Here is a 21290-nt window from a genome sequence, read left to right as displayed (position 1 = left end):
GATGCAATCCCTCGCGATCGCGACGAAACCCCGCACTTGCCCAACGGCTGCCGAGAGGTCGAATCTCTCGCGCAACGCTGGATGGGGACGGAGGCATGCCTCCGCTGCGTCCGCAGCGCGGACTCCCATTCGTATCCAGAGGTTCCCAGATGTCCCGACGCAAGAGCCGCTCCCGTTCCGCACACAGCCAGGACGCGCACCCCAAGCGCGCCGTCAAGCGCCCGCGCGCCAGCCGTGATGCCACGCCGGCGCGGCCGATCCACGATCCGCAGGCCGAACGCGAGGCGCAGCGTTACGCGCAGCCGATTCCCAGCCGCGAGGCGATCCTCGCCCTGCTGGCCGAGCGCGGCGCGCTGATGCCCGCGGAAACGATCGCCGAGGCGCTGGGCCTGCGCAGCGATTCCGAGATCGAAGCGCTCGGCAAGCGCCTCGCCGCGATGCTGCGCGACGGCCAACTGCTGCTGAACCGGCGCGGCGGCTACGGCCCGGTGAACAAGCTCGACCTGATCGCCGGCGTGGTGCTGGCCAACGCGGAAGGCTACGGTTTCCTGCGCCCCGACGAGGGCGGCGAGGACGTCTATCTTTCGCCCGCGCAGATGCGCCAGGTGCTGCACGGCGACCGCGTGCTGATCAGCATCGTCGGCCTCGACCGCCGCGGCCGCAGGCAGGGCGCGATCGCCGAGGTGCTGGAGCGGCGCTCGCCGCGGCTGGTCGGGCGCGTGGTCGTGGACAATGGTGTCACCGTGGTGGCGCCCGACGATCGCCGCCTGCACCAGGACATCCTGATCCCGCCGGGGCAGGAGAGCGGCGCGCGCTCGGGGCAGATCGTGGTGGCCGAGATCACCGACCAGCCCACCGCCTACCGCGGCCCGTTGGGGCGCGTGCTGGCGGTGCTCGGCGAGCGCCTGACGCCTTCGCTGGTGGTGCAGATGGCGATCGCCAGCCACGACCTGCCGCACGCGTGGCCGCAGGGCGTGCTGCGCGCCGCCGCGGACATCGCGCCGCAGGTGGAGCGCGCCGACCGCGAGGGCCGTGTCGATCTGCGCGCGCTGCCGCTGGTCACCATCGACGGCGAGGATGCGAAGGACTTCGACGACGCGGTCTACGCGGAGCCGCACGCGGACGGCTTCCGGCTGGTGGTCGCGATCGCCGACGTCTCGCACTACGTGCATTCCGGCGGCGCGCTGGACGAGGAAGCGTACAAGCGCAGCACCTCGGTGTACTTCCCCGGCTTCGTGGTGCCGATGTTGCCGGAGACGCTGTCCAACGGCATCTGCTCGCTGAACCCGCAGGTCGAGCGGCTGTGCATGGTCTGCGACATGCTGGTCGACCACGACGGCGAAGTGGGGCGCTCGCGCTTCTATCCGGCGGTGATGCGCTCGCACGCGCGCCTGACCTACAACCGCGTCTGGCAGGCGATCGGCGAGAAGGACGCCGACGCGCGCGCCGAACTGGCCGACCTGCTGCCGCAGCTCGAGCGCCTGCATCACCTGTACAAGCTGCTGGCCAAGGCGCGCCAGCGCCGCGGCGCGATCGACTTCGACAGCCGCGAGGTGAAGTTCCGGCTGGCGCCGTCCGGCGAGGTGGTGGCGCTGGGCGCGGAAGTGCGCAACGACGCGCATCGCCTGATCGAGGAGTGCATGATCGCCGCCAACGTGCAGGCGGCGAAGTTCCTCGCCAAGCGCAAGGTGCCCTCGCCGTACCGCGTGCATGCGCCGCCGCCGGACGACAAGTACGAGGACCTGCAGCAGTTCCTGCGCGAGTTCAAGCTGCGCCTGCCGCCTGCCGGCGAGGTGACGCCGGCCGATTTCTCCGCGCTGCTGCACAAGGTGCGCAAGCGCCCCGAGGCCGCGCTGATCCAGTCGGTGCTGCTGCGCGCGCAGAGCCTGGCGGTGTACCACCCGGCCAACAACGGCCACTTCGGCCTGGCGCTCGACGCCTACGCGCACTTCACCTCGCCGATCCGCCGCTACCCCGACCTGCTGGTGCACCGCGCGATCCGTCACGCGCTGACCAAGGGCAAGCCGTCCGAATACCGCTACAGCGAAGTCGAGATGGCCGGCATGGCGGTGCACTGTTCGCAGCGCGAGCGCCGCGCCGAGGAGGCCGAGCGCGACGTCGACGAGCGCTACAAGTGCGCGTGGATGGAGAAGCACGTCGGCGAGGAATTCGACGGCATCGTCACCGGCGTCACCTCGTTCGGGCTGTTCGTCGAGCTGGTCGAATCGAAAGTGTCCGGGCTGGTGCACATCTCGCAGTTGCCGAACGACTACTACCACTTCGACCCGATCCGCCACCTGCTCGAAGGCGAACGCGCGCGCGCACGCTTCCGCCTCGGCGACGCGGTGCGCGTGCAGGTGCTGCGCGCCAGCCTGGAGGATCGCAAGATCGACTTCCGCCTAGTGCGCGACAAGGGGCGTGCATGAGCGAAACCTGGATCGTCGGCATCAATCCGGTCGAGGGCGCGCTGGCCAACGATCCGCAGCGCGTGCGCGAGCTGCTGGTGGAACAGGGCTCGCACAACCCGCGCGTCGCCGAGCTGCTCGAGCAGGCGCGCGCGCTGAAGATTCCGGTGCATGCGCGTCCGCGCGACCAGCTCGACCGCGTCGCCGGCGCGGCGCGGCATCAGGGCGTGGCCGCGCGCTACGAGACGCCGCCGCCGCGCGGCGACGCCGAGCTGCCGGCGCTGGCCGAGCGCGCCGGCGCCGGCGCGCTGTTCCTGGTGCTGGACGGCGTCACCGATCCGCACAACCTCGGCGCCTGCCTGCGCAGCGCGGCGGCGGCGAACGTCACCGCCGTGGTTGTGCCGAAGGACCGTGCGGTCGGACTGACGCCGGTGGTGCGGCGCGCCTCGGCGGGCGGCGCCGACCAGGTTCCGCTGGTCGCCGCTACCAACCTCGCGCGTGCGCTGCGCACGCTCAAGGATGCCGGCGTGTGGCTGGTCGGCCTGGCCGGCGACACCGAACAATCGCTGTATGCGCTGGACCTGAAGGGCCCGCTGGCGCTGGTGCTGGGCGGCGAAGGCGAGGGCATGCGCCGGCTGACGCGCGAGGCCTGCGACTTCGTCGCGCGCATCCCGATGCCCGGCGCGATGGAGAGCCTGAACGTCTCGGTGGCCACCGGCGTCGCGCTGTTCGAGGCGCTGCGCCAGCGCGGAGCTGCGTCATGAGCCTGACTTGGCAGGATTGGGCCGGCCTTGCCGGCGTGGCGATGGTGCTGGTCGCGTACCTGCTGATGCAGACGCGCCACCTGGACGGCCGCGGCGTGACCTACTTGCTCTTGAACGGCATCGGCTCGCTGCTGGTGCTGCTGTCGCTGTTCAAGACCTTCAACCTGTCGGCCTTCGTGATCCAGTGCTTCTGGATCGCGATCAGCATCTACGGCCTGCTGCGCTGGGCGCGCGAGCGGCGCGGGTAGCGCGCCGCGAATACGTGCTACGCGTCGGGTGGGCGTAGGGTGGGCTTCAGCCCACCGAACGCGGCGCCTCATGGTGCGGTGCACGTTGGCATGGCGATGGTGGGCCAAGGCCCACCCTACGGCGCACGCTGCGAGGTTGCGGCCGCCTGCACGCAGGCTCCTGCGAGGAGCGCACCTGCGTGCAGGTTCCTGCGACGGGCGGCTCAGGCAATCGCCGCCTGCCAGTCCTCGTCGGTGCCCTCGTTGACGCCTTCCAGCAGGAAGGTGCTGAGGTAGCGTTCGCCGGTGTCGGGCAGCATGGCGAGGACCACGTCGCCCGCACGCGCCTGCTTTGCGATGTCCAGCGCCGCGGCGAAGGTGGCGCCGGCGGAGAGGCCGACGAAAATGCCTTCCTTCTGCGCAAGCTGGCGCGCGGTGTCGCGGGCGACGACTTCGTCGACGGTGGCGATGCGGTGCGCGACCGCCTTGTTCAGCACCGCCGGCACGAAGTCCGGCGTCCAGCCCTGGATCTTGTGCGAGTGCCACTCCTCGCCTTTCAGCAGCGCGGCGTTGACTGGCTCCGCGGCGACGATCCGCACTTCGGGGCGCGCCGCGCGCAGCACCTCGCCGACGCCGGTCAGCGTGCCGCCGGTGCCCCAGCCGCTGACGAACCAGTCGAGGCGGCGTCCGGCGAAGTCGCTGAGGATTTCCGCGGCGGTGGTCTGGCGGTGGTAGGCGGGATTGGCGGGATTGTCGAACTGCCGGGTCAGGTAGGCGCCGTGCTTCTTCGCGTAGGCCTCGGCGGCGCGCACCAGGCCGCTGCCGCGCTCGGACGCCGGGGTCAGGATCACCTTGGCGCCGTAGGCGCGCATCAGCTTGCGGCGCTCGATCGAGAAGGTTTCGGTCATGAACGCGACGAACGGGTAGCCGCGCGCCGCGCACACCATCGCCAGCGCCACGCCGGTGTTGCCGCTGGTCGCCTCGACCACGGTCTGGCCGGGCTTGAGCAGGCCGCGCTGTTCGGCGTCGAGGATCACCGCCAGCGCCAGGCGGTCCTTGACCGAGCCGCCGGGATTGAAGGCTTCGACCTTGACGTACATCTCGATGCCCGCGGGTGCGAGGCGGTTGATGCGCACGATGGGGGTGCGGCCGATGGTGTCGGTGATGCTCGCGTGGATCATGGAGGCGTCCTCGTGGGGGGAACGGGTAGGCATGGAGCCGGCGCGAAGCCCGCAGAGCCTCGCGCGTGAAGGGTTAAGGGAGCGTTGCGGCCGGACGGCCGCAGGGTCGCGTCAGCGGCGACAGAGACATCGGCCGCAGGCGGCGGCCGAAGGGATGAGCGGGAACGGGCGGGAGGCGGTCCGCATCGGCCGAGCATGCGGCGGATGCGGTCCGCGTGTCAAGCGCGTATGGACGGCCAAACGCGGCGACGGCCGCGCCGGCGCGGCATCAGCGCGGCAGGTCGGGCAGTTGCGGGATCGTGGTGAGATCGCCCTTCTGGCGCACGCCTGCGATCTCCTCGCCGTGCACCACGTACCAGACGTTCTCGGCGATGTTGGTGGCGTGGTCGCCGATGCGCTCGATGTTCTTGGCCATGAACAGCAGGTGCGTGCACGGCGTGATGTTGCGCGGGTCTTCCATCATGTAGGTCAGCAGCTCGCGGAACAGGCCGGTGTACATGGCGTCCAGTTCGGCGTCGCGCGACCATGCGGCGCGCGCGCGGTCGGCGTCGCGGTCGCGGTACGCGGCCAGCACCTCGCGGACCAGTTGGCCGGCCAGCGCCGCCAGGCCGGGCAGGCCGCGCACCGCCGCCACCGGCGCCATCGTGTTCAGCGTCATCGATCGCTTGGCGACGTTGGCGGCGTAGTCGCCGATGCGCTCGATCGCCGCGGCGATGCGCAGCGCGGCGAGGATCTCACGCAGGTCGCGCGCCATCGGCTGGCGCAGCGCCAGCAGGCGCACCACGTCCTGGCTGACCTCGTGCTCGAGCGCGTCGATTGCATCGTCGTTGTCGATCACGCGCTGCGCGGCCTTGCTGTCGCGGCGCACCAGCACGTCGATCGCCGCCTCCAGCTGGGCCACGGCGATCTCGCCCATGCGCACGATCTCGCCGGTGAGGCGGGCCAGCTCGGCGTCGTAGCTCTTGAGGATGTGGTCGTGAGGTGTGCTCATGGATGCGCCTCGATTGCGTTGCCGATTCCTGTTTGTCGCTCCGACTTGCGCCGGGATGACGGCGTGGAGGGTACGTTCCGTTTCCGCTTCCGGTATCCCGCCGCGCCTCCCGCCTCCTGTCCTACCCGAAGCGCCCCGTAATGTAATCCTCGGTCTGCCGCTTCGCCGGCCGCGTGAAGATCGTCTCGGTGCGGTCGAACTCGACCAGCTCGCCGAGATACATGAACGCCGTGAGATCGGAGCAGCGCGCAGCCTGCTGCATGTTGTGGGTGACGATCACGATGGTGTAGTCGCGCTTCAGCTCCTCGATGAGCTGCTCGATGCGGCCGGTGGCGATGGGATCGAGCGCCGAGGTGGGCTCGTCCAGCAGCAGCACGTCGGGCCGCAGCGCGATCGCGCGGGCGATGCACAGGCGCTGCTGCTGGCCGCCGGACAGTCCGAGCGCGTTCTGCTTCAGCTTGTCCTTGACCTCGTCCCACAGCGCGGCCTGGCGCAGCGCCTGCTCGACGCGCGCGTCCATCTCGGCGCGGCCGAGCTTCTCGTGGTGGCGGATGCCGTAGGCAATGTTGTCGTGGATCGACATCGGGAACGGCACCGGCTTCTGGAACACCATGCCGACCTTGCTGCGCAGGCGGTTCAGCGAGTAGTGCGGGTCGAGGATGTTCTCGCCGTCCAGCAGCACCTCGCCGCGCGCCTGCAGCTTCGGGTAGATCGCGTAGATGCGGTTGAGCACGCGCTGCAGCGTCGACTTGCCGCAGCCGGACGGCCCGATGATCGCCGTGACCTGGCGGGTCGGGATGTCCAGCGAAATGCCCTTCAGCGCGCGAAAGTCCTTGTAGAAGAAGTCGAGGTTGCGCACCGCGATCTTGGGTGCGTCCGGCGCGGGCGCGGCGACGGCGTGGGCGGTCGAGACGGCGGCGCTGTCAGTCATGGGTCACCTTGCTGCGCGCAAGCAGGAAACGGGAAATCAGGCTGAGCGCGAGGACGAACAGGGTCACGACGAAGGCGCCCGCCCAGGCCAGCGCGTGCCAGCTCTCGAACGGGCTCATCGCGAACTGGAAGATCACCACCGGCACGCTGGCCATCGGCTTGGTGACGTCCGCGCTCCAGAACTGGTTGTTGAGGGCGGTGAACAGCAGCGGCGCGGTTTCGCCGCTGATGCGCGCCAGCGCCAGCAGGATGCCGGTGACGATGCCGGCGCGCGAGGCGCGCAGCAGGATCTGCAGCACCATCTTCCACTGCGGCACGCCCAGCGACAGCGCGGCTTCGCGCATCGTCGACGGCACCAGTTGCAGCATCTCGTCGGTGGTGCGCACCACCACCGGGATCACCAGCAGCGCCAGCGCCAGCGCGCCGGCCAGCGCGGAGAACTGCCTGGTGTGCGCCACCACCAGGGTGTAGACGAACAGGCCGAGCACGATCGACGGCGCCGACAGCAGGATGTCGTTGAGGAAGCGGATCGTCCCGCCGAGCCTGGTCCGGCGCGCGTATTCCGCCAGCCAGGTGCCGGCGCAGACGCCGATCGGCGCGCCGATCGCCAGCGCCATCAGGCTCATCAGCATGCTGCCGAAGAAGGCGTTGGCGAGGCCGCCGTCGGCGCCGGGCGGCGGCGTCATCTGCGTGAACAGCGCCGGCTTCAGCGCGTCGATGCCGCGGATGAAGGTGACGCCGAGGATCCACACCAGCCAGAACAGGCCGAACAGCGTGGCGATCACGCCGAGGCCGAGCGCAAGCGCGTTCTTGATGGCGCGCCGGCGGTACAGCGAAGCGCTGCCGGCCATCACGCGCCCTCCCGGCGGGCCAGGCGCACCAGCATCAGCTTGGCGAGCGCCAGCACCACGAAGGTGACCAGGAACAGCAGGAAACCCAGCGCGATCAGCGCGGAGCGGTGCAGGTCGGTGTAGGCCTCGGTGAACTCGTTGGCGATCACCGAGGCGATCGAGTTGCTCGGCATCAGCAGCGAGGCGCTCAACTGGTGCGCGTTGCCGAGCACGAACGTCACCGCCATCGTCTCGCCCAGCGCGCGGCCGAGGCCGAGGAAGATGCCGCCGATCACCGCCGAGCGCGTGTACGGCAGCACCACGTCCCAGACCACTTCCCAGGTGGTCGAGCCGAGCGCGTAGGCGGACTCCTTCAGCCGCGTCGGCACGGTCAGGAACACTTCGCGCATCACCGAGGAGATATAGGGAATGACCATGATCGCCAGCACGATGCCGGCAGTGAGCATACCGATGCCGAGCGGCGGCCCCTGGAACAGCACGCCGACGCCGGGGATCGTGCCGAGGTGGTCGTTGACCCACGGCTCGACGTGCTCGGCAAGGAACGGCGCGAACACGAACAGGCCCCACATGCCGAAGATGATCGAGGGAATGCCGGCCAGCAGCTCGACCGCGGCGGCGATCGGCGTGCGCATCCAGTTGGGCGCCACCTCGGTCAGGAACAGCGCGATGCCGAAGCTGACCGGCACCGCGATCAGCATCGCGATCAGCGCGGTGACGACGGTGCCGTAGATCGGCACCAGCGCGCCGAAGTCGCCGTTGACGGCGTCCCACGCCTCGCTCCACAGGAACTTGAAGCCGAACGTCTCGAAGGCGAGCCGGCCGCCCCACGCGGTCGAGGCGGCGGCGCCCAGCAGCGCGGCCAGCACCAGCAGCGCGCAGCCCATCAGCGCGTAGCGGAACAGGCGGTCGTGGCGCGCGTCGCGCGCGCTGCGCAGGTCGGCGCCGTTGTCGCGCGGTCGGGGCAGGGTGGTGGTCGCGTGCATGCTCGGGTTCGTTCGGTCAGCGCGAAGCGCGCGCGCCGTGGTCCGGCGCGCGCGCCCGCATCGTGCTCTGTCTGTCGGACTTCGTTACTGCTTGAACTCGGCCTTCCAGTAGCTCTCGATGCGCTCGACCAGCGCCTGCGGCAGCGCCACGTAGTCCAGCGACGCGGCCTGCTGCTGGCCGTTCTCGAACGCCCACTTGAAGAAGCCGAACGCGGCCTTGCTGCGCTCGGCGTTCTTCGGCTGCTTGTACATGATCGCCCAGGTGGTCGCGGTGATCGGCCACGCGTCGGCGCCCGGCGCGTCGGTCATGATCAGGTTGAAGTCCCTGGCGCCGGCCCAGTCGGCGGTGGCGGCCGCGGCGGCGAACGCCTTGGCGTTCGGCTCGACGTAGTGGCCGGCCGCGTTCCTGAGCTGCGCGTAGGTCATCTTGTTCTGCAGCGCGTAGGCGTACTCGACGTAGCCGATCGCGTTCTTGATCTGGCCGACGTAGGCGGACACGCCCTCGTTGCCCTTGCCGCCCAGGCCGGTCGGCCACGCCACCGAGGTGCCGAAGCCCACCTTGGACTTCCACTGCGGGCTGACCTTCGACAGGTAGTTGGTGAAGTTGTACGAGGTGCCCGAGCCGTCGGAGCGGTGCACCACGGTGATCGCCTTGGCCGGCAGCGCCAGGCCCGGATTGAGGCCGGCGATCGCCGGGTCGTTCCACTTGGCGATCTTGCCGAGGAAGATGTCGGCGAGCACCGCGCCGTCCAGCTTGAGCTGGCCGGGCTCGACGCCCTCGACGTTGACCACCGGCACGATGCCGCCGACCACGACCGGGAACTGGCCGAGGCCGAACTTGGCGAGGTCCTCGGCGCTCAGCGGCGCGTCGGAGGCGCCGAAGTCGACGGTGCCGGCCTTGATCTGCGCGATGCCGCCGCCGGAGCCGATCGACTGGTAGTTGATGCGGTTGCCGGTCTTGTCGTTGTACGCGGCGGACCACTTGGACAGCACCGGGTAGACGAAGCTGGAGCCGGCGCCGGTGACGTCGGTCGCGTGCGCGGCCGCGCCGAACAGCACGGCGGCGGCGATCACGGCGACGCGGGAAGCGATGGTTTTCAACACGGCAGTTCCCCTTGTCTCGGAACGATACGGGCGCAGCCCGCCCGGCGCCCTTTGTAGGCATGCCGTGTTGCAATGAAACGAATCGAACGTTGCAGTTGCATGACAGGCGCTGCGGGATCGTCATGCGGGCGGCGGCCGAGCCGGGGCGCGGCGAGGCCATAACTGTTTCGTCACGGCAGGTTAGCGCGCATCGTTCGCGCCGATCCGCGCCTGCCTTTGCCGCGATGCTGCGGGTACCGATGATCCCTGCGGTTCGCCGTGGGGATGACGTTCCAACCCCCACCGATGTGACATGCGAGGCCACACCATGCAGCCGCAAGCACGCATGACCCCTGCCGTACAGATCCTTCCGGGTGCGGGTGTGCCGATGAAAGGTAGTCGCAGCGCGTCAGGCCGGTAAGTGGACCATGGGCTAACGAGTCGAAGCGACCGGGGCGAGCACAACCGGTAAGGACGGGATTGAGCTAGGTCAACCTTCCCTACTCCCTCGGCTCCGATACTGCGTACTCCTTCACAGCCTGCCGCCGCTGAGACGCCGTTCGAGGCAGTTGTCTGGAGAGCGCGCGCCTGTTCAGGGAGGGGTTCGCTTGCGAAGCCGTAAGGAAACGGACAAGGGCACCGTCTATGTGATCGACGATGACGTCAACGTTCGCAATGGCCTTGCGCGGCTGTTGCGATCGGCCGGGCGGAACGTCGAGTCTTTCCCGGCGGCGCAAGATTTTCTCGACAACGTAGCGGGCGACGGCATCGGTTGCATCCTGCTGGATGTAAGCATGCCGGGGATGTCCGGCCCGGAACTGCACGATCAGTTGCGAGCGCGCGGCGGCAACCTTCCGGTCGTGTACCTCACTGGCCACGGTACCGTATCGATCGGCGTTCAGGCGATGCGGCAGGGTGCATTCGATTTTCTGGAGAAACCCGTCGACGAGGCCGCACTGCTGTCGGTTGTCAAAGCGGCGATCGCGCACCGCGAGCATGCCAGTGTCGAAGAGGCCCGTCTGATCGAAATCCGCGGACGAATCTCCCAGTTGTCGCCGCGTGAGCGTGAAGTGATGGATCACGTGATAAAGGGACGGTTGAACAAGCAAATCGCGGGAGATCTCGGCATCGGAGTCAAGACAGTGAAGGTCCACCGCGGGCGTGTGATGCAAAAAATGGCAGTTCGCTCGGTTGCGCAACTTGTCCATCTTTGCGATGCGCTCGGCGTTGGCCGTCCAGATACGCCATCCTGATCCGATACTTCTCTCTGCTGCTACCGGCGCATTGGATCATGGTCCTATACGCCGCCACTTCTCACACGAGTATCGTCAGTCTCCGGAGAGACCGCCTACGCGCGCACGAAGTGGAGCAGGAGCTGCCCGTGAGCCTGACGAAGGGTGTGGTCGTTCATGTCATAGACGATGATGCTGATGTGCGCTGCGGGTTCAGCCGACTGCTGCGCTCGGCAGGACACGAAGTGCGCGACTATGAATCAGCGGAACTGTTCCTTGACGCGATCGAAGAGGCGGAGCCTGGATGCGTCATGCTCGATGTCACCATGCCTGGAATGACAGGTGCGGAGATGCTCGCGCGGCTCAAGGACAAGCAGAGCTCGCTGCCCGTCATCGTGGTATCGGCGCGCGACAACGAGTCGATCCATGGTCTGGCGCGCGAGCTGGGCGCGAAGATGTTCTTGCGCAAGCCGGTCGACGACCAGGCGCTGCTCGACGCAATCAACTGGGTCACGCAAGCTCGAGCCGATCGTTAGCGTTGCTGAAAGCCAGTATTGCCGCCGCCATTGCGCTGGCGGCGAAAAACTGCGAGAACACTCGGTGCGCCCCCACTGCGTGATGGCTTGCTATGGACTGGATACACGCAAGCTGGGTAACCATCGCCGTTGTAAACCTTGTGCTGGCGTTCGTCGATTTGTCGATCTGGTTCAGGCGGCGGCGCCTGGTGGATCGACCGACCTTTGCGTTGTGCAGCCTGTCTGCTGCGACGATAGCGGTACTCGAACTGAGGATGATGCGGGTGGGCGCCGTGGAATACTGGACCCGCTTGCTGCTCTGGGTGCACGTGCCGCTGACGACTCTGCTCATCGGACTCGTTTTTTTCGTCCATCAGCAGTTCCCCTCGTCACGCCGCGGTTGGATCGCGCCATTGATCGGCCTGTCGCTTGCTGCGCTGGCAGCCAATTTCCTCACTGGCGAGAACCTCAATTTTCGTGAAGTCGCGGCACTCACGCCGATTCATGTATGGGGTGCCAGCCCCGTCAGTGCGCCGATCGGCGAGCCGAATCCGTGGATGTTCCTGGGAACGGTCAATGCCGTTCTCATGATTGCATTCCTGGTCGACACGATCGTAGCGGTGCGCTTGCGTGGCGGTTCCAACGAGCGCCAGCGAGCCATTCCCGTTTGCGTCAGCATCATCGTGTTCTTGCTTCTTGCGTATACATGGGAAGCCATCGTTACGAGCGGCTTGCTGTCGGCCCCGTTGCTGGTCGCGCCGCCATTCCTGGGCATTTCGCTGGTGATGGCCTATCTGATGGGAACGGACGTTCTGCAGGCGGCCGAGAGCACAACGGACCTGACGATGACGCGCAGGCGCCTGCGCGAAACCGAACAGCAGATGGAACTTGCCGCCAGCGCCTCCGGCCAGGGCCTGTGGAGTTGGGACATTTCCGCCAGAGATCCATGGCTGTCGCCGTCCGCACGCGCCCTGCTGGGGCTTGCGCCCGGCGACGGCACAGATTGGACAGGTCTGCTCCAGCGCGTGTCGCCGGACGATCGTGAGCGCGTTCGGACCGAGCTTGCTGCGGCGATGCGCGGTGACGGCAATATCCACATCGAGTTCCGGATCGCGAGCGGCGAGTCGGGCGCCCGCTGGATGCTTGCCATCGGCAAGATTCTGCTCCGACCGGATCATGCGCCCTTGCATAGCTACGGTGTCGTCTTGGACGTCACCGACCGCCACATGGCGGAGGAGCGCTTTCGACTGCTCGTCGAAGCCATGCCCGCTGCCATATTGCTGGTCGATGACAAGGGATCGATCGTGTTCTGCAACAATCAGGCAGAGTCGACGTTCGGGTACATGGGCGAGCAGTTGATCGGAATGGCAATCGAATCCTTGGTGCCGGAAAGGTATCGTGCCGAGCGTTCGCATCTGCGGGGCATCTTCGCCGGGAAGCCGACCAGTCGCCCGATGGGAACCGGACTCGAGCTGTTCGCGCTGCGTCGCGATGGCAGCGAGATCGCGGTGGAGATCGGACTGACTTCGATCCAGATCGCGCAGGGACATTTCACCCTCGTTTCGATCTCGGACATTACGGAACGCAAGCGCATGGAACGCGATATGGCGGTGCAGCGCGATGAACTTGCCCACTTGTCGCGGGCGGCCTCGCTGTCGGCGCTCTCCGGTTCCCTGGCGCACGAGCTCAACCAGCCGCTGACGGCGATACTGAGCAACGCGCAGGCCGGCGCCCGCTTCCTCGCTCGTGAAACCCCGGATCTGGATGAGGTGGCCGTCAGTCTTGCCAATATTGTCGACAACGCCAAGCGTGCCGGCGATGTCATCCGCAAGCTGCGCAGCATGCTGCGCAACGACCGCACGGACTTCGTCCAGCTCGATATCAACAGCGTCGTGCGGGATACCATGCTGATCGTTCGCAGCGATCTGATCGATCGGCGCGTGGAGGCCGTCCTGGATCTCAGTGAGGAACTGCCTCGGGTCAAGGGGGACAGAGTCCAGTTGCAGCAAGTGCTGCTGAATCTGATCATGAACGCGGCCGATGCAATGAGCGAGGTCGCGCGCGGTCGCAGGCTCACGCTGCGAACGCTCGTGAATGGGCGGAGCGCTGTCGAGCTGCAGGTTGCGGACGTGGGGCCCGGGATTCCGGAGCGGGACCTCGAGCGCGTCTTCGAGCCGTTCGTCACCGGCAAGCGTGGCGGGATGGGACTCGGCCTTTCCGTGTGCACCATGATCGTCCAGGCGCACGGCGGCAAGTTGTGGGCGACGAGAAACAGTGCAGGCGGCGCGACCCTGCATTTCCTCCTTCCTGTCCTTGGCTATGGCGCGATCACGTAGGTCCCGCTGATTCGGAACCCGACAAGTTCGGCGAGAACCGGCAAGTGGACAAGACGCGCGCATCGAATCCCGGCCTGCCAATGGGACCAACGGCCGATTGGTTTCCCGCGCTCGTCGTGGTGTCGTACAGCGACTTGTACGTACCACATGATCTCGATTTCTCAACTTCGTATGTGCCGCGAGACGCCTCATCGGCCCATTCGGGTACGGAGCGCGTTGCTTCTGTACCCGGCGGCGTTTGTCGTGCTCTGCGCGCTGTCAGTGCGCGATGTGATCGCAGAGGAGCAAACCACCTCGGAGACCGAGGTTGCCGACAAGGGAGCGCAGGATGACGGCGGCAGCCGTTTCCTGTTCGTGCCATATCCGGTCACCGAACCAGCCATCGGCAACGGACTGTTGGCGGGCCCGGTCTGGATGCGTGCCGGCCCCCACACGGGTGCCGGTCCGAGTCTGCCGCAGGCCTATGGATTCGGCGGGCTGTGGACCGACGGCGGATCGCGTGGCGTGCTCGCGTTCGATGAGAGGGCGTGGGGCAGTGATGGAAGATGGCAGACCACGGCGATCGCCGCGCGCGCCGATTTGAAACTGAAGTTCTCCGGGTTGTCACCCGCAGGCGACGCCTCGATCGGATTCAACCTTCACGCCGCGGGCGGCAGCATTGAAGTCGAACGCAAGCTGGGCGATGGACCCAACAGCGTGGCTATCGACCTGTTCTCGGTAAGCACCAGGGCGGATTTCCCCGGAGGGCTTCCCCCGGAACTGGCACGCGAACAAACCAAGGAGGAAATCGCCGGGGCGAGACTGACCTGGTCGCAGGACACCCGCGATGAAGTCTTCGCGCCATCGAGCGGCCACTACGCATCCGCAAGCCTGGATTCCGGGCTGAGTCTGAAGTGGATGGGCTACGGGCCTGGGCTGGGCGGAGGAGTACTCGGCCTGCGGGCCCAGTTCGATGTCAGCCTCGAGCACGAGGCGTTTTACCTGAGGCCGTATATTTCGCTGCGCGGCGTGCCCGCTCTGCGTTATGCGGGCGAACAGGTTGGCGAGGTGGAGGCGGAGTACCGCTTTCCGCTCGACAGCCGCTGGGACATCGTGGCTTTCGGCGGACTCGGCGCGGCACGCGCTGACCTTCATGGAATCACCGGGCAAAGGACCGTGTCCACCGAAGGGCTCGGCGTCCGGTTCAAGGTGCAGAAGCTGTTCGGGCTGACGTTCGGCGTGGACGTCGCGCGAGGGCCGGACGGAACATTTGTCTACATCCAGATCGGCAACCCCTGGTCCAAGTGACCGTCACTCGCGGGTGTGTCGCCTGATCGTCCAACGCAGGTGCCGCTCCGGCCCCGATGGGCCCTTGGTCCACTTACTGGAGACGCTTGCCGGGTACTACCTTGGCAGGGCGCACCGGGCAGTCGCCAGCCTGCGGAATCCGCGCGCCAGTCATGCGAGGCAAGGGCCAGGGGCGAGGACGACGAGCGATGAAGCCACGCCTCACCGGAGTTCTTCTCTTCGCCGCTGCACTCGCTGCGGCGATGCCGATTCGATTCTCCGTCGCAGCCGAGGAGTCGGCAGACACCAACCAGGACGCCGAACTGGCGAAGAAGCTGCAGAATCCCGTCGCGGCGCTGATCAGCTTGCCATTCAAGCTCGACTACGATGCCGGCATCGGTCCGGCGAACGCGGATCGCTTCGCCCTCGTCGTGCAGCCGGTGATTCCGATCTCGCTGAACGAGGACTGGAACGTCATCTCGCGCACGATCGTCCCCTTCATTCATGCCGGATCGCCCGTGGAGGGCGGCGGCAGCCTCGGCGGGACCGGGGACATTCTGCAGAGTTTCTTCTTTTCCCCCATGGCGCCGACCGCTGGCGGCTGGATCTGGGGCGCCGGGCCCGCGGTCTCGGTCCCGAGTGCAAGCAAGGATGCGCTGGGCTCGGAGAAGTGGAGTGTCGGGCCGACGCTGGTCGTGCTCAAGCAGGGCGGCGGATGGACCTACGGCATGCTGGCCAATCACTTGTGGTCGATCGGAGGCAACTCGGACCGCGCCGACGTGAGTGCGACGCTCCTGCAGCCGTTCGTCTCGTACACGACGAATAGTTTCACCACGTGCGGGCTCAATACGGAATCGACCTACGACTGGAAGGCGCAGCAGTGGACCGTGCCGATCAACCTGACGGTCAGCCAGTTGCTGAAGATCGGCAGGCAGCCCATGAGCTTTCTGCTCGGGCTGCGCGGCTATGCGCAACGCCCGTCCGGCGGGCCGGATTGGGGACTGCGCTTCCAATGGACGCTGCTGTTTCCGAGGTAGCAAGCCCTGATGACATGCTCGGCCAGAACAGAGGGGATTTCATGCCGGGATGCCATGGCGCGTCCGGCGTGCGGCTGCGCCTGTGCCGTGCGCGCGCTCGTGTTGTTCTTGCTTGCCAGCATCGGCATTGCGCGCGCCGACGTTCTCATCGGTCCGAATGGAGAGCGGCTGCCGGGGCACGTCATCGAGGAGAAAGACGGCATCCTGACGTTTCAAAGCGATTTTCTCGGGCGCATTCAGGTGCCTTCCACGCAGGCTCGAATCGAACGCGACACGCCGCCCGCGCCAGGATCGGAGACCGCCAGAACGTCAGCGCAGGTCGCATCGGCGCCACCCGGGCCGCGCTGGTCGTCCGATGTCGCGATGAAGCTGAGCGCGGATCGCGGCAGCCTGAAGGTGCCGGAGGACATTCTGGATGCCTCGTGGAAGATCAACCGCCAGACAGACAACGGCGAAATGGCCGGGTCGATCCTCTACAAGTACAAGCGCACCCAAGGCACGCTTCAGGATAACGACCTGCTCGTCAGCCTCAGCTACGACCGATTTCTGTCCCCGGAGCATTTCATGACGGGACGACTGCTCGGCCTCTCGGAACTGCGCAGCGAAGGCTACGACACGACCGGGACTGCCGCCCTGGTGTGGGGCTGGCGACTCTGGGAAGCGCCGGGAAGATACCTGCGCGTCGGGCCCGCCGCTGGCTATCTTGCGCTTCGACGCGGCGAGCAGAACTTTGGCGGTGCCGCGCTCGGACTCTATGCACGTGCCCTGTATCCGACCTGGGGAAATGCGACTGTCGAAGGCGAACTGCAAGCACTTAGCGCGGGCAAGGGCAACAGCTACGTGATCATGCAGGCTCGACTGAAGCGCCCTCTAACCGAGCGGCTGTACATCGCGTTGGACTGGCTCTACACGAACAGCCGCATTCCGCTCGAGTCGGGAGTCATTTCCCAATGGCGGTGGGTCATCGGATGGAGTTTCGATCCTCATCCGAAGCCGATGCCATAGGCGCTCTCGAGGCTTGATCGGCAGTGATTCCAGAGCGCGCCCAGCCAGCAAGGCCTATCCGACGCAGCGCGGCCGCATCCTCGGGCCCAAGGCGCACGTACCCGCAGGTGGACACGCACGCCGCATGTCGGAGCCTCGCGGTGAGCATGCTCATGGGGCTCTGCGCCATGCTGGTCTGCCCGACCGTGCCCTGCGCGCAAGACCGGCAGGTGGCGGCTGTTGTCACGGCGAAGACCCGCATGGCGCCGGCGATGAAGCCGGCTGCTGCGGACGGTCCGGCCGAGGTGCCGGCGAGAGGCCATGTCGGTTCCGCCACCTGCAGCGAATGCCATGCGGCCGAGGCCGCTGCATGGAACAAATCCCAGCATCGCCACGCCATGCAGGTGGCCGACGCGGAATCCGTGCTCGGCGATTTCCATAACGCGACATTTGCCTACGCAGGCACGACGTCGACGTTCTCGCTGCGCGGCGGCAGGTATTTCGTTCGCACCGACGGTGCCGACGGCAAGCTTGCCGACTACGAGGTCCGCTACACATTCGGCGTCGCGCCGCTGCAGCAGTACCTGATCGCGATGCCGGGCGGACGACTACAGGCGCTGTCGATTGCGTGGGACACGCGCACGAAGGCGCAGGGAGGACAGCGCTGGTTTCACCTGTATCCGAAGCAGGCGATCAAGGCTGGCGATCCGCTGCACTGGACCGGCGTCGACCAGAACTGGAACTTCATGTGCGCCGAGTGCCACTCGACCGACCTGCGCAAGAATTTCGACGCCGCGCGCGATCGCTTCGACACCCAGTGGTCGGAGATCGACGTCGCATGCGAGGCCTGCCACGGGCCCGGCGCCGCGCATGTCGCTTGGGCGCGCGCGAAATCCGCGGGCAAGCCGGCCGGCGCCGACAACGGCCTCGCGCTCGCGCTGACCGAACGCAAGGGCGTGACCTGGGCGATCGATGCCGCGACCGGCACCGCGCGGCGCAGCGTCGCACGCCGGACCTCGAAGGAGATCCAGATGTGCGCGCGCTGCCACGCGCGCAGCAGCCGCCTGTCCGACGACTATGTCTTCGGCGCGCCCCTGCTCGACTCGCACCGGCTGGCCGACCTGGATCCCGGCCTGTATTGGACCGACGGCCAGATGCGCGACGAGGTCTACAACCTCGGTCCGTTCCTGCAGAGTCGCATGCAGGCGAAGGGCGTCACCTGCTCGGATTGCCATGATCCGCACACGCAGGCCCTGCGTTTTCCCGGCAACGCGATCTGCACGCAGTGTCATCTGGCGTCGAAGTACGATGCCGTCGCGCACACCCATCACGCGGCGGGGTCGGCCGGGTCCGGATGCCCGCAATGCCACATGCCGACGACGACGTACATGCAGGTCGATCCGCGCCACGACCATTCGTTCCGCGTGCCGCGCCCGGATCTGTCGGTGACGCTCGGCGTGCCGAATGCCTGCAACAGCTGCCACACGAAACAGACGCCGCGCTGGGCCGCCGACGCGCTGATCAAGTGGACCGGCAAGACACCGGTCGGGTTCCAGGATTTCGCCACGGCATTCCATGATGGCGAGACCGGCGCACCGGGAGCACGTGCCGCGCTGGCGAAACTGATCGATGATCCGGCGCAGCCGGCGATCGTGCGCGCGAGCGCGATCGACCGGCTCGCGCGCTGGCTGACGCCATCGTCGTTGGGCAGCGTGACGAATGCGCTCGCCGATCCCGATCCGTCGGTGCGGCTGGCGGCGGTCGGCGCCATCGGCGGCAACACCGACGTCGCGACGCGCGTCCGCTGGCTTCCGAGCCTGCTCGCGGACCCGGTGCTGAGCGTGCGCATCGAAGTCGCGCGCGCGCTGGCCGGCGAAGCCGAAGCAGCGCTGCCGGCGGCCAGCAGCGGCGAGTTGAAGAAGGCGCTCGGCGAATACATCGCCGTGCAGGACTACAACGCCGACCGGCCCGAGGGGCACGCCAATCTCGCCAATCTGTACGCCGCACGCGGCGACCCCGAACGCGCCGCGGCGGAATACCGCAAGGCGATCGGCATCGATCCGACGTTCGTCGCCGCGTACGTCAATCTGGCCGACCTCGATCGTGCGATGGGCAGCGAGGATGAAGCGATCGCCGTGCTCGAGCGCGGCCTGAAGCGCGCGCCGCGCGCCGCAGCGCTGCACTATGCGCTGGCTCTTGCCTACGTGCGCGGCAAGCGCAATATCGACGCACTTGGTGAATTGGCCGAGGCGGCCAGGCTGGCACCGGACTCGGCGCGCTACGCCTACGTTTATGCGGTCGCGCTGAACGATGCCGGCCGCGTGCCCGAGGCGCTGAAGGTCCTGCGCACCGCGTTGCAGCGGCAACCATACGATCGCGACCTGCTGTTCGGTCTGGCGATCTATTCGGCCCAGGCGAACGACCGCAAGACGGCGCTCGGCTACCTCGCCACGCTGCGTGAACTCGAGCCCGACAATCGCGGCTATGCGGAGCTCGCGGCGCGACTTGGCGCGGCCGGCAAATGAGCGGATTACGATGGTTTCGGATGAGATCTAGGTCCAATGTTGGCGGCGGGCAAGGTGACATAGCCTTTCCGCGGAGATTGTCCGAGCGTTGCCGCCCGCGTCGCCCGCGGTTTGCGGAGAGGAAGAGCACACATGAAGAGTCTATCCGCAGCCATTGTTGCCGCCGTCCTCCTCGCTCTGCTTTTCGACACATTCGCTCCGGCGCATTCGCAGCAGGTCAAGAGGCCGAATATCGTCATCATCCTGGGCGATGACCTGGGATTCGCCGACATGAGCTCGTTCGGCGGCGAGATCAAGACGCCGAACCTGGATGAACTGGCCAAGGAGGGCGTGCGCTTCACCCAGTTCTACACGCACGCCAGTTGTTCGCCCACGCGCTCCATGCTCCTGACCGGCGTGGATACGCATCTCAATGGTTTGGGCAACATGGATGAGTGGGCGGCGCCCAACCAATGGGACGTGGACGGCTACGAGGGCCACCTCAGGCGCAATTTGACCACGCTGCCGCAACTGCTCCGGGACGCCGGCTACCACACCTACATGGCTGGCAAATGGCACATGGGCAAAGCCCCCGACCTGATCCCGGCCGCGCGCGGTTTTGAACGCGACTTCTCGTTGCTGGACGGCGCAGGGAGCTATTGGGACATGTGGAATTTCACGGCCATCAGTCCGAAGTCCACGTTCACCGAGGATGGCCGTTACCTGATCAGGCTGCCCAAGGATTACTACGCCACGAAGACCTACACCGACAAGATCATCAGCGACATCGAAGCGGATCGGAAGGACGGCAAACCGTTCTTTGTCTACCTTTCCGAACAGGCGCCGCATGATCCCTATCATCTGCCGCGCGACTGGCGCAACCGGCATGTAGGCGAATACGACAAGGGCTGGGACGTGGTTCGTAACGAACGGCTCCAGCGGCAAATCAAAATGGGCATCACCGCGCCGGGCACGGATCTCGCCGAGCGCATGTGGTTTGTGCCCGACGCCAGCCTGCTCGCCCCCGCCACGCGCGCCATCATGGGCAAGAAAATGGAACTTTACGCCGGCATGGTCGAGAACATGGATTACCACGTCGGCCGGCTGATGGATTATCTCAAGACAATCGGTGAATACGACAACACCATCTTCATCGTGTTCGGCGACAACGGCGCGGAAGGGGCCGATCTGTTCAAGATGATCGCGGGCACGCCCGGCACGCGCGACTTTTTGTTTGCCTCGATGGTCTGGTCGGAAACCAACCCGAATGCCTGGGGCGATCCGCATTCCTACGTCGGTTACGGCCCGGCCTGGGCGCAGGTTTCGATGACCCCGTTCAGCCAGTACAAAGGCAATTTGGCCGAAGGCGGCATCCGCAACGCCCTGATCGTCAGCGGCCCGATCGACAGGCAGGCGGCGGGCAGCATCAATCACCAGGCCGTGCTGCACGTGGCGGACATCATGCCAACATTGCTGGAAGTGGCGGGTGCCAAGCGTCCCCAAACCTACCAGGGCCAGGAACAGCCGCCGCTGATTGGCGAGTCCTGGGTCAAAATGCTGGAGGGCAAGGAGGCGTCACCCCGCACGGACAAGGATTATCTTGCCTGGGAGATTTTCGGCAATTGCGCGGTGCGGCAGGGCGATTGGAAGTTGGTCTGGCAATACAAGCCCTACGGCACGGGGGAATGGCAGTTGTTCAACCTCGCTGAGGACCTGGGGGAACGCCACGACCTGGCCGCCGAGCGACCGGAAAAAGTCAAGGAGCTAGTGGCCTTGTGGGACGACTACGTCAAGGCCAATCACGTGATCCTGCCCAGCCGCGTGCTGTGGGAAGGCATGGAGCAAAAATTGCCGCAACGGTATCCGGTGGAGCCCGGCTTCCCGCCGCTGATCTACAAGAGCCAATTCGTACCACCCAAGGACATGCTTGCCAACCCGAAGCCTTGAACGCTTCCGATCCGAAAGATCGATGAGAGAAATCCGCTCAAGAATCGAGCGCGG

The 21290-nt window shown here is 66.7% G+C and carries 17 protein-coding genes; 11 read left to right on the top strand and 6 right to left on the bottom strand.

Going from position 1 to position 21290, the window contains the following annotated elements:
- Positions 1 to 149: 149 nt before the first annotated feature.
- From rnr to ABFC67_RS10235, 3 genes are read left to right on the top strand one after another with little or no spacing between them, the layout of a single operon-like run.
- On the top strand, positions 150 to 2426 hold the full coding sequence (gene rnr, locus ABFC67_RS10245; protein WP_346737928.1) for a ribonuclease R: 2277 nt from the start codon (positions 150 to 152) through the stop codon (positions 2424 to 2426).
- Positions 2423 to 3169 (top strand): 23S rRNA (guanosine(2251)-2'-O)-methyltransferase RlmB, encoded by a 747-nt coding sequence (gene rlmB / locus ABFC67_RS10240; RefSeq protein WP_346737926.1) that lies wholly within the window; start codon positions 2423 to 2425, stop codon positions 3167 to 3169. Before rnr ends, rlmB begins: the two co-directional genes overlap by 4 nt.
- Positions 3166 to 3417 carry a hypothetical protein gene (locus tag ABFC67_RS10235; protein WP_346737925.1) on the top strand — a complete coding sequence of 84 codons (252 nt, stop codon included), beginning with the start codon at positions 3166 to 3168 and terminating at the stop codon, positions 3415 to 3417. Before rlmB ends, ABFC67_RS10235 begins: the two co-directional genes overlap by 4 nt.
- Before the next feature lie 203 nt (positions 3418 to 3620).
- On the opposite strand, the gene cysK is transcribed toward ABFC67_RS10235, so the two are convergent.
- The 6 genes from cysK to pstS all read right to left on the bottom strand — a co-directional run bounded on the left by cysK (position 3621) and on the right by pstS (position 9436).
- Positions 3621 to 4577 (bottom strand): cysteine synthase A, encoded by a 957-nt coding sequence (gene cysK / locus ABFC67_RS10230; RefSeq protein ID WP_346737924.1) that lies wholly within the window; start codon positions 4575 to 4577, stop codon positions 3621 to 3623.
- Positions 4578 to 4845: 268 nt separating this feature from the next.
- Complete coding sequence (gene phoU, locus ABFC67_RS10225; RefSeq protein WP_346737923.1) at positions 4846 to 5568, bottom strand: phosphate signaling complex protein PhoU; 723 nt, start codon at positions 5566 to 5568, stop codon at positions 4846 to 4848.
- Positions 5569 to 5689: 121 nt separating this feature from the next.
- Complete coding sequence (gene pstB / locus ABFC67_RS10220; protein WP_346737922.1) at positions 5690 to 6499, bottom strand: phosphate ABC transporter ATP-binding protein PstB; 810 nt, start codon at positions 6497 to 6499, stop codon at positions 5690 to 5692.
- Positions 6492 to 7349, bottom strand: coding sequence for a phosphate ABC transporter permease PstA (gene pstA, locus ABFC67_RS10215; protein WP_346737921.1), 858 nt, complete (start codon positions 7347 to 7349; stop codon positions 6492 to 6494). Before pstA ends, pstB begins: the two co-directional genes overlap by 8 nt.
- A complete protein-coding gene (gene pstC / locus ABFC67_RS10210) occupies positions 7349 to 8332 on the bottom strand; it encodes a phosphate ABC transporter permease subunit PstC (RefSeq protein ID WP_346737920.1) in 984 nt (327 codons plus the stop codon). Before pstC ends, pstA begins: the two co-directional genes overlap by 1 nt.
- Positions 8333 to 8416: 84 nt before the next feature.
- Entirely contained in the window at positions 8417 to 9436 is a 1020-nt protein-coding gene (gene pstS, locus ABFC67_RS10205; RefSeq protein ID WP_346737919.1) for a phosphate ABC transporter substrate-binding protein PstS, read from the bottom strand.
- Positions 9437 to 10023: 587 nt separating this feature from the next.
- Here pstS and ABFC67_RS10200 point away from each other — a divergent pair.
- From ABFC67_RS10200 to ABFC67_RS10165, 8 genes are all read left to right on the top strand, one after another.
- On the top strand, positions 10024 to 10668 hold the full coding sequence (locus ABFC67_RS10200) for a response regulator (protein ID WP_346737918.1): 645 nt from the start codon (positions 10024 to 10026) through the stop codon (positions 10666 to 10668).
- A gap of 128 nt (positions 10669 to 10796) precedes the next feature.
- Positions 10797 to 11183 carry a response regulator gene (locus ABFC67_RS10195; RefSeq protein ID WP_346737917.1) on the top strand — a complete coding sequence of 129 codons (387 nt, stop codon included), beginning with the start codon at positions 10797 to 10799 and terminating at the stop codon, positions 11181 to 11183.
- Positions 11184 to 11275: 92 nt separating this feature from the next.
- Positions 11276 to 13498, top strand: coding sequence for a PAS domain S-box protein (locus ABFC67_RS10190; protein ID WP_346737916.1), 2223 nt, complete (start codon positions 11276 to 11278; stop codon positions 13496 to 13498).
- A 216-nt stretch (positions 13499 to 13714) separates the two neighbouring features.
- Positions 13715 to 14785 carry a hypothetical protein gene (locus tag ABFC67_RS10185; RefSeq protein WP_346737915.1) on the top strand — a complete coding sequence of 357 codons (1071 nt, stop codon included), beginning with the start codon at positions 13715 to 13717 and terminating at the stop codon, positions 14783 to 14785.
- 188 nt (positions 14786 to 14973) lie between these two features.
- Positions 14974 to 15801 carry a transporter gene (locus ABFC67_RS10180; RefSeq protein ID WP_346737914.1) on the top strand — a complete coding sequence of 276 codons (828 nt, stop codon included), beginning with the start codon at positions 14974 to 14976 and terminating at the stop codon, positions 15799 to 15801.
- 54 nt (positions 15802 to 15855) lie between these two features.
- A complete protein-coding gene (locus ABFC67_RS10175; protein WP_346737913.1) occupies positions 15856 to 16806 on the top strand; it encodes a DUF481 domain-containing protein in 951 nt (316 codons plus the stop codon).
- Between the two features lie 146 nt (positions 16807 to 16952).
- The gene (locus ABFC67_RS10170) at positions 16953 to 19310 is read left to right on the top strand and encodes a tetratricopeptide repeat protein (protein ID WP_346737936.1); all 2358 of its coding nucleotides are present in this window, start codon (positions 16953 to 16955) and stop codon (positions 19308 to 19310) included.
- A gap of 132 nt (positions 19311 to 19442) precedes the next feature.
- On the top strand, positions 19443 to 21236 hold the full coding sequence (locus ABFC67_RS10165; protein WP_346737912.1) for an arylsulfatase: 1794 nt from the start codon (positions 19443 to 19445) through the stop codon (positions 21234 to 21236).
- The last annotated feature ends 54 nt before the right edge of the window (positions 21237 to 21290 follow it).

The organism is Mizugakiibacter sp. (assembly GCF_039680435.1).
In the GTDB taxonomy this organism is placed as follows: domain Bacteria; phylum Pseudomonadota; class Gammaproteobacteria; order Xanthomonadales; family Rhodanobacteraceae; genus Mizugakiibacter.
Note: the sequence above shows the minus strand (reverse complement) of the source record. Positions and strands in the feature narration are given on the sequence as shown.